This is a genomic window from Streptomyces sp. NBC_01478, from assembly GCF_036227225.1.
In the GTDB taxonomy this organism is placed as follows: Bacteria; Actinomycetota; Actinomycetes; order Streptomycetales; family Streptomycetaceae; genus Streptomyces.
In genome coordinates, this window is the sequence record NZ_CP109444.1 from 6,523,166 (window position 1) to 6,536,727 (window position 13,562).

Below are 13,562 nucleotides of genomic sequence, written 5' to 3' on the forward strand. Positions count from 1 at the left end.
AGAGCCATGGAAGGGACCAACCCGGTGAACAAGAAGCTCGCGGCCGCACTGTCCAGCGGTGCGGTACTGGTACTGGCGCTGTCGGGATGCGGCGGCAGCAGCGACGACAGCGACGCCAAACTGGACGCCTGGGCCAAGCAGGTGTGCCTCGCGGTGCAGCCGCAGGCGAAGAAGATCGAGGCCGCCAACACGGCGATCCAGAAGGAGACCTCGGACAACAGCACCCCCCAGGACGTCCAGAAGACCGACTCGCAGGCCTTCCAGGACATGTCCGACGCCTACAAGGCGATCGGGGCAGCCGTGAACTCCGCCGGGGCACCGGACGTCGAGAACGGCGCGAAGAAGCAGCAGGACGCGGTCACGGAGCTCAACGGCATCGCCACGTCGTACGCCACCCTGAAGAAGCAGGTGGACGGGCTCGACATCAAGGACCAGGCGAAGTTCGCGGACGGCCTCAAGGGCATCGCGAGCTCGCTGGACAAGCTCAGCACGAGCGGGAACGACGCCCTGAAGACCCTCGAGGAGGGCGACGTCGGCAAGGCGATGACCAAGCAGGAGGCCTGCAAGACGGCGTCTCCGGTGGCCTCGTCGTCGGCGGCCTGACCCCTCCCGTAGGCAGCGATCTTTCAGTTGCTGAAAGATGCCCCGGTACGCGTGCGTGCCGGGGCCTTCGCACGCACGGGCATGTTGTCGGTGCGAGCGGCCACAATGGGGGAGTGAGTAACTCCAGCCTGCCCACGCTGCCCGCATCCGACCGCCCGGAGGTCGCCGCCCGGCTCCGGGACGCCCTGCTCGGCGCCGCCTTCACCGCCGACGGACTGCTCGACCTGCTCGGTGCCCCCGCGTACGCGGCGCTGGCCCGCAGCGAGACCGTGCCGGCCCTCCGGGCGACGAGAGGCGACACCCCGCTGGAGACGCTGGTCCGGCTGTTCCTCCTCCAGCAGCCCGTGCCGCACGCACGCGTGGCGGACGTACTGCCCGTCGCCGCGTGCCTGGAGAGCGGCTGGCTGGCGTCCGTGGGCGCCGACGAGGTCGCCGCGACCGTGGACGTACGGCCGTACGGCGGGCCCGACGGCGAGGACTGGTTCATCGTGTCGGACCTGGGGTGCGCGGTCGGCGGGGCCGGCGGGATCGGCAGCCGGGAGGAAGGCGTCGTCCTCGGGGTGGGCGGCGCGTCCACCACCCTCGCGGGCATCACCGTACGGACGCCGGTCTCCGCCGCGCTCGACCTCGGCACCGGCTCCGGCATCCAGGCGCTGCACGCGGCCCGGCACGCCACGCGCGTGACGGCCACCGACCTCAACCCGCGCGCCCTGCACATCACCGCGCTCACCCTCGCGCTGTCCGGCGCACCGGCCGCGGACCTCCGCGAGGGCTCGCTGTTCGAGCCGGTCCGGGACGACGAGACGTACGAACTCATCGTGTCGAACCCGCCGTTCGTGATCTCGCCGGCTGCCCGGCTGACCTACCGCGACGGCGGGATGGGCGGGGACGATCTGTGCCGGTCGCTCGTTCAGCAGGCGGGGGACCGGCTGCGCGAGGGCGGATTCGCGCAGTTCCTCGCCAACTGGCAGCACGTGGAGGGGGAGGACTGGCAGGACAGGCTCAGGTCGTGGGTGCCGCGCGGGTGCGACGCCTGGATCGTGCAGCGCGAGGTCCAGGACATCACGCAGTACGCCGAGCTGTGGCTCAGGGACGCGGGCGACCACCAGGGCGACACGGCCGCGTACGAGGCGCTCTACGACGCGTGGCTCGACGAGTTCGAGGCGCGCAAGGTCAAGGCGGTGGGCTTCGGCTGGATCACGCTGCGCAGGACGGATTCCGACGCGCCCTCGATCACCGTCGAGGAGTGGCCGCACTCGATCGAGCAGCCGCTCGGCGACACCGTGCGCGTGCACTTCGACCGCGTCGACTATCTGCGCACCCACGACGACGCGGCCCTGCTCGCCGCCCGCTTCAGGCTGGCCGACGAGGTCATCCAGGAACAGGTCGGGCTGCCCGGCGCCGAGGACCCCGAGCACGTCGTGCTGCGCCAGCACCGCGGCATGCGCCGGGCGACCAAGGTCGACACGGTCGGCGCGGGCTTCGCCGGCGTCTGCGACGGCACGCTGAGCGCGGGCCGCATCCTCGACGCCATCGCCCAACTCGTCGGCGAGGACCCGGTCCTGCTCCGCGACCGGACACCGGCGCAGATCAGGCTGCTGGTGGAACAGGGGTTCCTGGAGCCGGTGAGGTGAACGACTCGCGGGGGTGACCGGCGCCGGCGGGGTGATGCGGTGGGCGGTCAACGTGTCGCCGGGGGCGATGCGTCGGGCGGCGATCGTCTCTCCCGGTGATGTTGGGGTGGCTGGTGATCGCGTCTCCGGGCGGTGGTCTGGTAGGCGGTGATCGTGCCTCCGGGCGGTGGACCGGTAGACGGCGATCGCGTCTCCGGGCAGTGGAGCGGTCCGGTAGGCAGCGACCGCGCCTCCGAGCCGTGGTCCGGTGCGCGGTGATCGTGCCTCCAGGTGGCTGACGCCGGCTCAGCCGCCTTGCCCGCGTGGGGCGGACGGCTTCTGCGGCGGGCCGCTCCCGCGACGGACCTCTCCTGCGGCCGACTGACCCCACGGCCGACCGATCGCACCCCCGGCCGGTCCGTCCGTCCGCCGTGGACCGACCGAAACCGCCGTCGATCCCGGCATCGATCCCGCCCGTAGATCCCGGTCGACCCCCGCCGCGGGCCCGCCCGCGCCTGTCACGCCTGAGGCCCCGTCGTACCCCTGGGCCGCATGGGTCACCAGCCGGCTGGATTGGCAGGATTGGTGCGGAAAAGCCCTCTTGTCAGTGGCGGGTGCGAGGCTACCTTCGGAGACAGGTTCCGCGCGTTCTCGGGGGAGGCGCGCCGTCTCGGGGGAGGCGTGATGGCTGGGGATACGCCGGAACAGGGCGAGGGCAGGGTGGTCAACGGGCGCTACCGGCTGCTGCGCATGCTCGGCGCGGGAGGCATGGGCCGCGTATGGCTCGCGTACGACGAGGAGTTGGCCTGCGAGGTCGCCGTCAAGGAGATCTCGCTGCCGGACGCGCCGGTCGACGGCGGCGAGCCCGCGCAGCGCATCGCGCGGGCGCGCAGCGAGGCGCGGCACGCGGCCCGGCTGCGCGGGCATCCGCATGTGGCGACCGTGCACGACGTGGTGATCCACGAGGGCCTGCCCTGGATCGTCATGGAGTACGTCCCGGACGGCGTCGACCTCCAGGCGGTGCTGCGGCGTTCGGGCCCGCTGCCGCCCGCCCGGGTGGCCCGTATCGGTCTCGCCGTCCTCGACGCGCTCACCGCCGGGCACCGCATCGGCATCCTGCACCGGGATGTGAAACCGGCCAACATCCTTCTGGCGCCCAACGCTTCGGGCGATCCGTACGCGCGCGTGCTGCTCACCGACTACGGCATCGCCCTCCAGCCCGAGTCGCGCGAACCCCGCCTCACCGCCACCGCCGGCATCCTCGGCACCCCCGGCTACCTCGCCCCGGAGCGCGCCCGCGGCGAGCCGCCCACCCCGGCCGCCGATCTGTTCTCCCTCGGCGCCACGCTGTACGCCGCCGTCGAGGGCCGCGGCCCCTTCGACCGGCACGGCGACTACGCGACTCTGACCGCCCTGCTCGGCGAGGAGCCGACGCCCGCCGTCCGCGCGGGCGAACTGGCGCCCGTACTCCAGGGGTTGCTGGTCAAGGACCCGGTCCTGCGGTCGGCACCGGAGACCGCGGCACAGGGGTTGGAGCGGGTGGCGCGGTCGGCCGGTGCGGTGCCGGGGAGCGTCTCGACGCCGGACGGGTTCGGCCGGATGCCGGGCGGGTTCGGCCCGCCGCCGGACGGCTTCGGCTCGGGCCAGGGCGGTCGGCCCATGGCCGATCAGTCACCGGGGTCCGTCGCCGACGGCGCGCCCGGCCAGGTCTGGGGCGGTCCGCAGGGCTACGTCGGAAGCGGTCCGCCGGGCGGGCCGGGCCGTGCCGAGAGCGGCCCCGGGGGCCAAGTCCCGGGCGGGCGGCCCGGATACGCCATGGGCGCGCCCTACGTGGGCGGCCCCTACGCCCCGCAGACCCCGGTCGGTCCCGGGGCCACCGACCAGGGCCCGGCGCCGTACGGTGACCGGCCCGCGGCCCTCCTCGGGGGTGCCACGCCCGCAGGCCGGCCCACCCCGGGGACGCCGGCGACCCCGGGTGCCCCACCGACACCCAACACACCGAACACCCCGTACGGCGCCGCGTCGCCGTACGACCCCCAGGCGCAGGCCGGTTCGGGCGGGGGCGGTGGGTCGTACGGCCAGTGGAATCCGTACGCGAACAGCCCCACGATGTCCTACCAGGGCGCTCATCAGGGCAGCGCGCCTCCGCCGCCGTACGCGGGCGGTCAGGGGCCGACGTATCCGGGTGGCCCGGGGTTCGTCGGCGGGCCACCCGGTGGGGGCCGGCGGAAGCCGGTCGCGGGGGTTGTCGCCCTGGTGGTGGCCGTCGCGCTGGTGATCGCCGGTGGGGTGTGGGCGGCGACCTCGCTGACCGGTGACCAGGACACGGCGGCGACGAAGAAGGCGAGCCCGTCCGTGTCGTCGTCACCGACGGGCTCCGAGTATCCGTACGGCCAGGACGTCGGGCTCAAGAAGGCGCTGCAGACCGGGGATTGCGTGCACGCGGTGTGGACCGGGACGGCGTTCGCGTCGCGGCCCAACCTGGGGGTCGTGAGCTGTGCGCACGACGATCCGGACGGTCAGGTGATGGCGGTCGACACGGCGAGCGACTTCGCCGACGCCCGTGACCACGGGGCCGAGCGGTGCGCGGGCAAGGCGAAGGCGGCGGCCGACTCACTTGCCGACGCGGACGTGTACGCGCTGACGCCGACGGAGGCGGGCTTCGGGACGGCCGGGGGCGGTACGGCGTGTCTCGTACTCGGCCGGCATGTGCCGATAGGCGGCGAGATAGGGCGCTTCCGGAGCACCGAGTCGAACGTGTGGACCACCGAGATGAGCATCGGAGACTGCTGGCTGTACGTCGACCACACGACCTACTTCACCGCGACCCTGACCGACTGTGCCGATGAGCACACCGACCAGGTGATCGGTTTCGTGACGGCCCCCAGGACGATGGCGTTCTCGGAGGCGCTGCAGCAGGGGAACAAGCTCTGTGGCAACAAGTTCGAGTCGACTTGGGCGCCCGGATCCGACCGTTCCGTCTTCGGGTATCTGTCCGACGAGAAGAACTGGAAGGCCGGTTTCAACTCGGTCGTGTGCACGGTGGGGCAGGTCGATCGCTCCCGGACGACCGGGGCGATATCGTCCTCCGGCACGGTCGCCTGAGGGCTGTCCGCCGCGAATTCACCGGGGGTTGGCCTGCCCGTCGCCCGCGGGTGCCAGCCTCCCGGACCGGGGTATCGGGTCGGGAGAGGACACACATGGAGAGCGGGCCGGCGATCTTCGCGGGGTTGGTGTTCGCCCTGTTCGGAGGCGCGCTGCTGCTGTGGACCGCGGTCAGGGTCCGGCACCGCGAACCTGTCGCCGAGGGTGTGAACCCGGTCGCATCGGCGACCCTCGCGACCCTCGTCGGGGTGACCGCCCTGCTGCTCGGAACCTGGTGCTTCCTGCACGTCTGAGCGCCGCGCCCGGTCTGGGGCACGGGTAACCGGGGGATCACCCTCCGGATGGCTCGGAAAAGGCCGGTGGGGACTCCGGGCGGCAGGAATGGCGGTAGTCGGGTTACCGTTCGAGTGGCCGTTGCGGGCTTTTCCCGTTTGACACGGGGGCGGGATGTACCGTCACACTCCGCAGCGTCACCATGACCCGACCCCGGGGCAAGCGACCCCGGGGGAGGCCCCCAGCGTCGACCGGAGAGAAGAGCGAAGTTGTCCCCGACCAGCGAGACCGCACACGGCGGCCGCCGACTCGTCATCGTCGAGTCCCCTGCCAAGGCGAAGACGATCAAGGGCTACCTCGGCCCCGGATATGTCGTCGAGGCGAGCGTCGGGCACATCCGCGACCTTCCCAACGGCGCCGCGGAGGTGCCCGAGAAGTACACCGGCGAGGTGCGCCGCCTCGGTGTGGACGTCGACCACGACTTCGCGCCGATCTATGTGGTCAACGCCGACAAGCGGGCCCAGGTCAAGAAGCTCAAGGACCTCCTCAAGGACTCCGACGAACTCTTCCTCGCCACCGATGAGGACCGCGAGGGCGAAGCCATCGCGTGGCACCTCCTCGAGGTCCTGAAGCCCAAGGTCCCGGTCAAGCGCATGGTGTTCCACGAGATCACCAAGGACGCGATCCGCGCCGCCGTCGCCAACCCGCGCGACCTCAACCAGCCCCTGGTCGACGCCCAGGAGACCCGCCGTATCCTCGACCGCCTCTACGGCTACGAGGTCTCGCCGGTCCTGTGGAAGAAGGTCATGCCGCGCCTGTCGGCCGGCCGTGTCCAGTCCGTCGCCACCCGGCTCGTCGTCGAGCGGGAGCGTGAGCGCATCGCGTTCCGTTCCGCCGAGTACTGGGACCTGACGGGCACCTTCGGGACCGGCCGTACCGGCGACGCGAGCGACCCGTCCACCCTTGTCGCCCGTCTCCAGGCGGTCGACGGCAAGCGGGTCGCCCAGGGGCGCGATTTCGACTCCCTGGGCCAGATCAAGAGCGCGAACACCCTCCACCTCGACGAGGCCAACGCCCGCGCGCTGGCCGCCGCCCTGGAGGACACACGGTTCGCCGTCCGGTCCGTCGAGTCGAAGCCGTATCGACGCTCGCCGTACGCCCCGTTCCGTACGACGACGCTCCAGCAGGAGGCCAGCCGCAAGCTCGGCTTCGGTGCCAAGGCCACCATGCAGGTCGCGCAGAAGCTGTACGAGAACGGCTACATCACCTACATGCGTACGGACTCCACGACCCTGAGCGAGACGGCGATCACCGCCGCCCGCGCCCAGGTGACGCAGTTGTACGGTGCCGACTACCTGCCGGCCCAGCCGCGCGTGTACGCCGGGAAGGTCAAGAACGCCCAGGAGGCGCACGAGGCGATCCGCCCCTCGGGTGATCGTTTCCGCACGCCCGCCGAGACCGGCCTGACCGGCGACCAGTTCCGGCTCTACGAGCTGATCTGGAAGCGGACCGTCGCCTCCCAGATGAAGGACGCGGTCGGCAACTCCGTCACCGTGAAGATCGCGGGCACCTCGTCCGACGGCCGGGACGTCGAATTCAGCGCCTCCGGCAAGACGATCACCTTCCACGGCTTTTTGAAGGCCTACGTAGAGGGCGCCGACGACCCGAACGCCGAGCTGGACGACCGCGAGCGGAGGCTGCCGCAGGTCGCCGAGGGCGACGCGCTCACCGCCGAGGAACTCACGGTCGACGGGCACGCCACCAAGCCCCCGGCCCGCTACACCGAGGCCAGCCTCGTCAAGGAACTCGAAGAGCGCGAGATCGGCCGCCCGTCGACGTACGCGTCGATCATCGGCACGATCCTCGACCGCGGCTACGTCTTCAAGAAGGGCACGGCCCTGGTGCCGTCCTTCCTGTCCTTCGCCGTGGTCAACCTCCTGGAGAAGCACTTCGGCCGGCTCGTCGACTACAGCTTCACCGCCAAGATGGAGGACGACCTCGACCGCATCGCCAGCGGCGAGGCGCAGGCCGTGCCGTGGCTGCGCCGCTTCTACTTCGGCGAGGGCGAGGCGACCGGCGCCGCCGAGGCCGGCAACGGCGACGGCGACCACCTGGGCGGCCTCAAGGAGCTCGTCACCGACCTGGGCGCGATCGACGCCCGCGAGGTGTCGTCCTTCCCGGTCGGCAACGACATTATGCTGCGCGTCGGCCGCTACGGCCCCTACGTGGAGCGCGGTGAGAAGGACTCCGAGAACCACCAGCGCGCCGACGTGCCCGAGGACCTGGCGCCGGACGAGCTGAGCGTCGAGCACGCCGAGGAACTGCTCGCCAAGCCGAGCGGCGACTTCGAGCTGGGCGCCGACCCCGAGTCGGGCCACCAGATCATCGCCCGCGACGGCCGCTACGGCCCGTACGTCACCGAGGTGCTCCCCGAGGGCACCCCGAAGACCGGCAAGAACGCCGTCAAGCCGCGTACGGCCTCGCTGTTCAAGTCGATGTCCCTCGACACGGTGACGCTCGCCGACGCCCTCAAGCTGATGTCGCTGCCGCGCGTCGTCGGCAAGGACGCCGAGGGCGTGGAGATCACCGCGCAGAACGGGCGCTACGGGCCGTACCTGAAGAAGGGCACGGACTCCCGCTCGCTGCAGACCGAGGACCAGCTCTTCACGATCACCCTCGAAGAGGCGCTGGAGATCTACTCCCAGCCCAAGCAGCGCGGCCGGGCCGCCGCCAAGCCGCCGCTGAAGGAACTGGGCACCGACCCGGTCAGCGAGAAGCCCGTCGTCGTCAAGGACGGCCGTTTCGGGCCGTACGTCACCGACGGCGAGACCAACGCGACCCTGCGGTCCGACGACAGCGTCGAGGAGATCACCCCGGAGCGCGGCTACGAGCTGCTCGCCGAGAAGCGGGCCAAGTCGCCCGCCAAGAAGACGGCGAAGAAGGCCCCGGCGAAGAAGACGGCGGCCAAGAAGGCGCCCGCCAAGAAGACGACGACGGCCAAGAAGACCGTCGCCAAGAAGACGACCACGGCCGCGAAGAAGACCACCACGGCCGCCAAGACGGCGACGGCCAAGAAGACGGCCACCTCCAAGGTGACGTCCGAGGACTGACCCGCACCGGTCGTCGGCTTCGGTTCGTCGACGTCGGTTTCGCGTCCTCCACATCGGTCACTTCGGCTTCGCGAAACGAACGCCCCGGCATCACTTTGGTGTCGGGGCGTGCGCAGGTCCGGGCGGGCGCGGCTTGTTGTCGGTGGCTGCCGATAGGCTGAAAGCATGACGCCAGCCGAGCAGCCAACGGCCCACCAGCCGGCCCCCGACGACGCCCTTGTCGCGGACTCCCGCGAGCGTGCCGTCCGCGCCCTGCTGCGCCAGCCGCAGCTCAAGCGGTTGTGGAGCGCGCAGTTCGTGACGGGGGTCGGCGACACCCTCGCCCTGCTGGTCCTGGTCGTGCTCGCCTTCCAGGCGGCGATCTTCCAGGGCTCCTTCGGCGGTGGCTACCGGGGCGTGGCGTTCGCGGTGGCGACCGTCTTCGGGGTGCGCGTCCTGGCGACGCTGCTCTTCGGGGCGGTGCTGCTCGGCCCGCTCAGTTCGCTCATCTCCAAGGAGGGGCCCCTCGACCGGCGCTGGACCATGGTCGGCGCGGACGGTCTGCGGGCCGCGCTGCTGATCGTCGCCCCGCTGTGGATCGACTGGACTCCGGACAACGCGCTGGCCGTGCTCCTGGTGACCGCCTTCGTGACCGGGGTCGCCGAGCGCTTCTGGACGGTGTGCCGCGAGAGCGCGGGGCCCGCCCTGCTGCCCGCCCCGCCGCTGGAGGGCGCCACGGTCCGGCCGCTGCCCGACCACCTGGACGCCCTTCGCCGGCTGTCGCTGCGCACGAGCTTCGTGGCGATCCCCGTCGCGGCCGCCGCCCTCGTCGTGGCGGCCCTGCTCAACAACCTGCTGGGCACGGGCGTCGCCTGGTTCGACCAGCACCAGGCCGCGCTCGGTTCGTACGTCGCCGCCGGACTGTTCGCCGCGTCCCTCTCCGTGCTGACCGCCCTGGAAGTGCCCGGAACGCGTACCCCGCGCGCGCGGTCACCGCTCGAAGGGCTGCGCCGCCCCAGGACCGGCACCGGCGTCGACAAGGGCCGTACGGGCGCGATCGCGCTGCTCGTGGTGGCCTGCGCGGCCGTCGCCGGGGCGATCTCCGCCGCCGTCGCGGTGTCCGTGCTCCAGGCCACCGATCTGCACGGCGGGCCGGTGACCTTCGGGCTGCTCGTCCTCGGACTGACCGGCGGGGTCGTCATCGGCATCCGTACGGCGCCCGCGCTGCTGCCGACGCTGTCGCGGCGCCGCCTGCTGACGCTGGCGATCGCCTTCACCGGCATCGCGCTGCTCGCCGCCGGCCTGGTCCCGGACGTCACCACCGTGCTGCTGATCGTCGCCCTGGCCGGCATCGGCGCGGGCGTGGCGGCCAACACCGGGCACACCCTGCTCGACCAGGAGGCCGAGGACTACCGCAGGGCCCGCACGGCCGAGCACCTGCACGCGGTCGTACGGGTCTCCGTGGCGCTCGGCGCGCTGATCGCCCCCCTGGTGGCGGCGCTGATCGGCCCGCACCGCCTGGAGAACGGCAAGTTCGTGTTCGCGCACGGCGGTGCCGCGTTCACGCTGATGCTGGTCGGCGCGCTGCTGCTGCCGGTCGCCGCGCTGGTCCTTGCCAAGGTCGACGACCGCTCCGGAGTACCGCTGCGGCACGACCTGCGGGACGCGCTGCTCGGCGGCGACGACCCCGACACCGTGCCCGCGACCACCGGCTTCTTCATCGCCCTGGAAGGCGGCGACGGCGCCGGGAAGTCCACCCAGGCCGAGGCCCTCGCCGATTGGATCAGGGGCAAGGGACACGAGGTCGTGCTCACCCGGGAGCCCGGGGCGACACCGGTCGGCAAGCGGCTGCGGTCGATCCTGCTCGACGTGTCGTCGGCGGGACTGTCCCACCGCGCGGAGGCCCTGCTGTACGCGGCCGACCGCGCGGAGCACGTCGACACCGTCGTACGGCCCGCCCTGGAGCGCGGCGCGGTCGTCGTCTCCGACCGCTACATCGACTCGTCCGTCGCCTATCAGGGCGCGGGCCGTGACCTCTCCCCGACCGAGATCGCCCGGATCAACCGGTGGGCGACCGACGGACTCGTCCCGCACATGACCGTCCTGCTGGACGTCGACCCGGAGACCGCACGCGAGCGGTTCACGGAGGCGCCCGACCGACTGGAGTCGGAGCCCGCCGAGTTCCACGCGCGCGTACGGTCCGGTTTCCTGACCCTGGCCGCGGCCGACCCGAGCCGTTACCTGGTGGTGGACGCGGGCCAGGAGCCCGAGGCCGTCACCACGGTGATCAGGCACCGCCTCGACACGGTCCTGCCGCTCTCCGAGGCCGAGATCAAGGCCCAGGAGGAGGCGCGCAAGGCCGCCGAGGAGGAGGCCCGCCGCAAGGCCGAGGAAGAGGCCGCGCGCAAGGCCGAGGAGGAGCGCCTCGAGCGCGAGCGCCAGGAGCAGCTCGCCCAGTTGCGCGCCGAGGAGGAGGAGCGCAAGCGGCGCGAGCTGGAGGAGGCCCAGCGCCGCGAGGCCGAGCGCCAGGCGGAGGAGGCCCGGCAGCGCGCCGAGGACGCACGCAGGCGTGCCGAGGAGGAGAAGGCCCGCCTTCTCGCCGAGGAAGAGGCCCGCGCCGCAGAGGAGGCCCGCCGCAGGGCCGAGGCAGATCGCTTGCGCAAGCAGGCCGAGGACGAGGCCCGGCTGCGCGCCGAGGCGGAGGAGCGCCGCCGGGAGAAGCAGCGCAAGGCCGAGGCGGCCCTGCTCGCGGCCGAGGAGGCCCGCCGCCTGGCGGCGGAGGCGGCCGCCGCGGCGGAACTGGCCGCCCGACAGCCGACGGCACCCGTGGTCCCGGCCGCTCCGGAGGCCAGGCCCGAGGCGTCGACTGTGGAGACACCGCTGGTGAAGCCCGCGGGTGGGCGATCGGCGGAGGACACGGCCGTGCTGCGGCCGGTGCGGTCCGGTGCCGGGGACGAGACGGCCGTGCTGCGGTCGGTGTCCGGGGACCCCGAGGCGCGCGACTCCGAGACGACGGCCGAGCTGCCGCAGCCGCCCGCTCCCGCGGGTGCCGCGGACGAGACGGCCGTACTGCCGCCCGTGCCGTCCGGTGCCGCCGACGAGACGGCCGTGCTGCCGCCGGTCGGTGCGGCGGACGAGACCGCTGTGCTGCCGCCGGTGCGTGGGCAGGGCCCGTCGGACCGGGTGCCCACGGGCTTCTTCCGGGACGAGCGTCCGTCCGGCCGGCCCGACGGAGGCGAGGACCGCACACGCGAGCTCCCCCAGGTCGACGAACAGGGCACACCCCGGCGCCGGCCGCGCCCCGACTGGGCCGAGGAGACCCCCCTCGACGACCTGCCCTCGCTCGCCGACGAGCTGCTCGGTCCGCGCGAGGACGGCGACTTCGACCGGGACGACGACACCGGGCGTGGGCCTGGGCGGGGGCGCGGTCGGGGCCGTAGGGGCTGACGCCGCTGAGGGCAGCGGGGTGCGGTGACGCGCGCTCCGCGCCCCCGGACCGGCCTCCGCGCCCCGCCCCGACCTCCGTTGTCAGTGGTGGCCCGCACAATGGATCGCGTAACCCGATGTGTGACGAAAGGGCCGGTGACCCATGACGGTGTGGGATGACCTGGTGGGCCAGGAGAAGGTGAGCGAGCAGCTCGACGCCGCTGCTCGGGACGCCGACGCCTTCGTCACCGCGGCGACCACCGGCACGGCCCCGCCGGAGGCGTCGAAGATGACGCACGCCTGGCTGTTCACGGGCCCGCCCGGCGCGGGACGCAACCAGGCGGCGCGGGCCTTCGCCGCCGCGCTCCAGTGCGTCAGCCCCGACCGCGCGCTCGGCGGCAGCCCCGGCTGCGGCTTCTGCGACGGCTGTCATACGGCGCTGATCGGCACCCACGCCGACGTCACCACGGTCGCCGCGGTGGGCACGCAGATCCTCGCCGACGACATGCGGGACACGGTCCGCAAGTCCTTCACGTCGCCGGCGACCGGCCGCTGGCAGATCATCCTCGTCGAGGACGCCGAGCGGTTGAACGAGAAGTCGGCCAACGCGGTCCTCAAGGCCGTCGAGGAGCCCGCCCCCCGCACGGTCTGGCTCCTCTGCGCCCCCTCGATCGAGGACGTCCTCCCCACGATCCGCTCCCGCTGCCGCCACCTGAACCTGAGCACCCCTTCGGTGGACGCCATCGCCGACCTGCTCGTGCGGCGGGAGGGTGTCGAGCCGGCCGTGGCGGCGGCCGCCGCACGTGCCACCCAGGGCCATGTCGACCGGGCCCGACGGCTGGCGACGGACCCGGCCGCGCGTGAGCGCCGGGCCGCCGTACTGAAGCTGCCGCTGCGCGTCGAGGACGTCGGCGGGTGTCTCAAGGCCGCCCAGGAGCTGGTGGACGCCGCTGCCGAGGACGCGAAGCAACTGGCCGAGGAGGTGGACGACAAGGAGACCGAGGAGATGAAGGCGGCGATGGGCGGCGGCCAGGGCAGCCGGATGCCGCGAGGCACGGCCGGGGTGATGAAGGACCTGGAGGACAAGCAGAAGCGCCGGAGAACGCGTACACAGCGCGACAGCCTCGACCTCGCGCTGACCGACCTCACCGCGTTCTACCGCGATGTCCTCGCCCTCCAGCTCGGCTCCCGGGTGGCGATCGCCAACGCGGACGCCGAGGACGCACTGGAGCGGCTCTCGCGCGCCGGTTCCCCGGAGTCCACGCTGCGCCGCATCGAAGCGATCGGTGCGTGCAGAGTGGCGCTCGACCGGAATGTGGCGCCGTTGCTGGCGGTGGAGGCGATGACCTTGGCGCTCAGAGCGGGCTGAGCCGGCTGCGCGGGCCGAGCGGGGGCTGAGGGGGCTGAACTTTCGGGCGTGAGATTGACGGCGTAACTCGTCTGGGGTGGATCA

Annotated in this window: 7 protein-coding genes; all 7 read left to right on the top strand. The window is 72.7% G+C overall.

What is annotated here, in order from left to right; genetic code table 11:
• Nucleotides 1–6 precede the first annotated feature (6 nt).
• Nucleotides 7–603 (top strand): small secreted protein, encoded by a 597-nt coding sequence (locus OG223_RS29565; RefSeq protein WP_329255036.1) that lies wholly within the window; start codon nucleotides 7–9, stop codon nucleotides 601–603.
• A 113-nt stretch (nucleotides 604–716) separates the two neighbouring features.
• Nucleotides 717–2,237, top strand: a complete 1,521-nt coding sequence (locus tag OG223_RS29570; RefSeq protein ID WP_329255039.1) for a class I SAM-dependent methyltransferase — start codon at nucleotides 717–719, stop codon at nucleotides 2,235–2,237.
• 663 nt (nucleotides 2,238–2,900) lie between these two features.
• Nucleotides 2,901–5,321 (top strand): serine/threonine-protein kinase, encoded by a 2,421-nt coding sequence (locus OG223_RS29575; protein ID WP_329255042.1) that lies wholly within the window; start codon nucleotides 2,901–2,903, stop codon nucleotides 5,319–5,321.
• A gap of 95 nt (nucleotides 5,322–5,416) precedes the next feature.
• Complete coding sequence (locus OG223_RS29580) at nucleotides 5,417–5,614, top strand: hypothetical protein (RefSeq protein ID WP_329255045.1); 198 nt, start codon at nucleotides 5,417–5,419, stop codon at nucleotides 5,612–5,614.
• A gap of 249 nt (nucleotides 5,615–5,863) precedes the next feature.
• Nucleotides 5,864–8,704 carry a type I DNA topoisomerase gene (topA, locus tag OG223_RS29585; RefSeq protein WP_329255048.1) on the top strand — a complete coding sequence of 947 codons (2,841 nt, stop codon included), beginning with the start codon at nucleotides 5,864–5,866 and terminating at the stop codon, nucleotides 8,702–8,704.
• Nucleotides 8,705–8,869: 165 nt separating this feature from the next.
• A complete protein-coding gene (tmk, locus tag OG223_RS29590; RefSeq protein ID WP_329255049.1) occupies nucleotides 8,870–12,130 on the top strand; it encodes a dTMP kinase in 3,261 nt (1,086 codons plus the stop codon).
• A gap of 142 nt (nucleotides 12,131–12,272) precedes the next feature.
• Nucleotides 12,273–13,478 carry a DNA polymerase III subunit delta' gene (locus tag OG223_RS29595; RefSeq protein WP_329255052.1) on the top strand — a complete coding sequence of 402 codons (1,206 nt, stop codon included), beginning with the start codon at nucleotides 12,273–12,275 and terminating at the stop codon, nucleotides 13,476–13,478.
• Nucleotides 13,479–13,562: the final 84 nt, after the last annotated feature.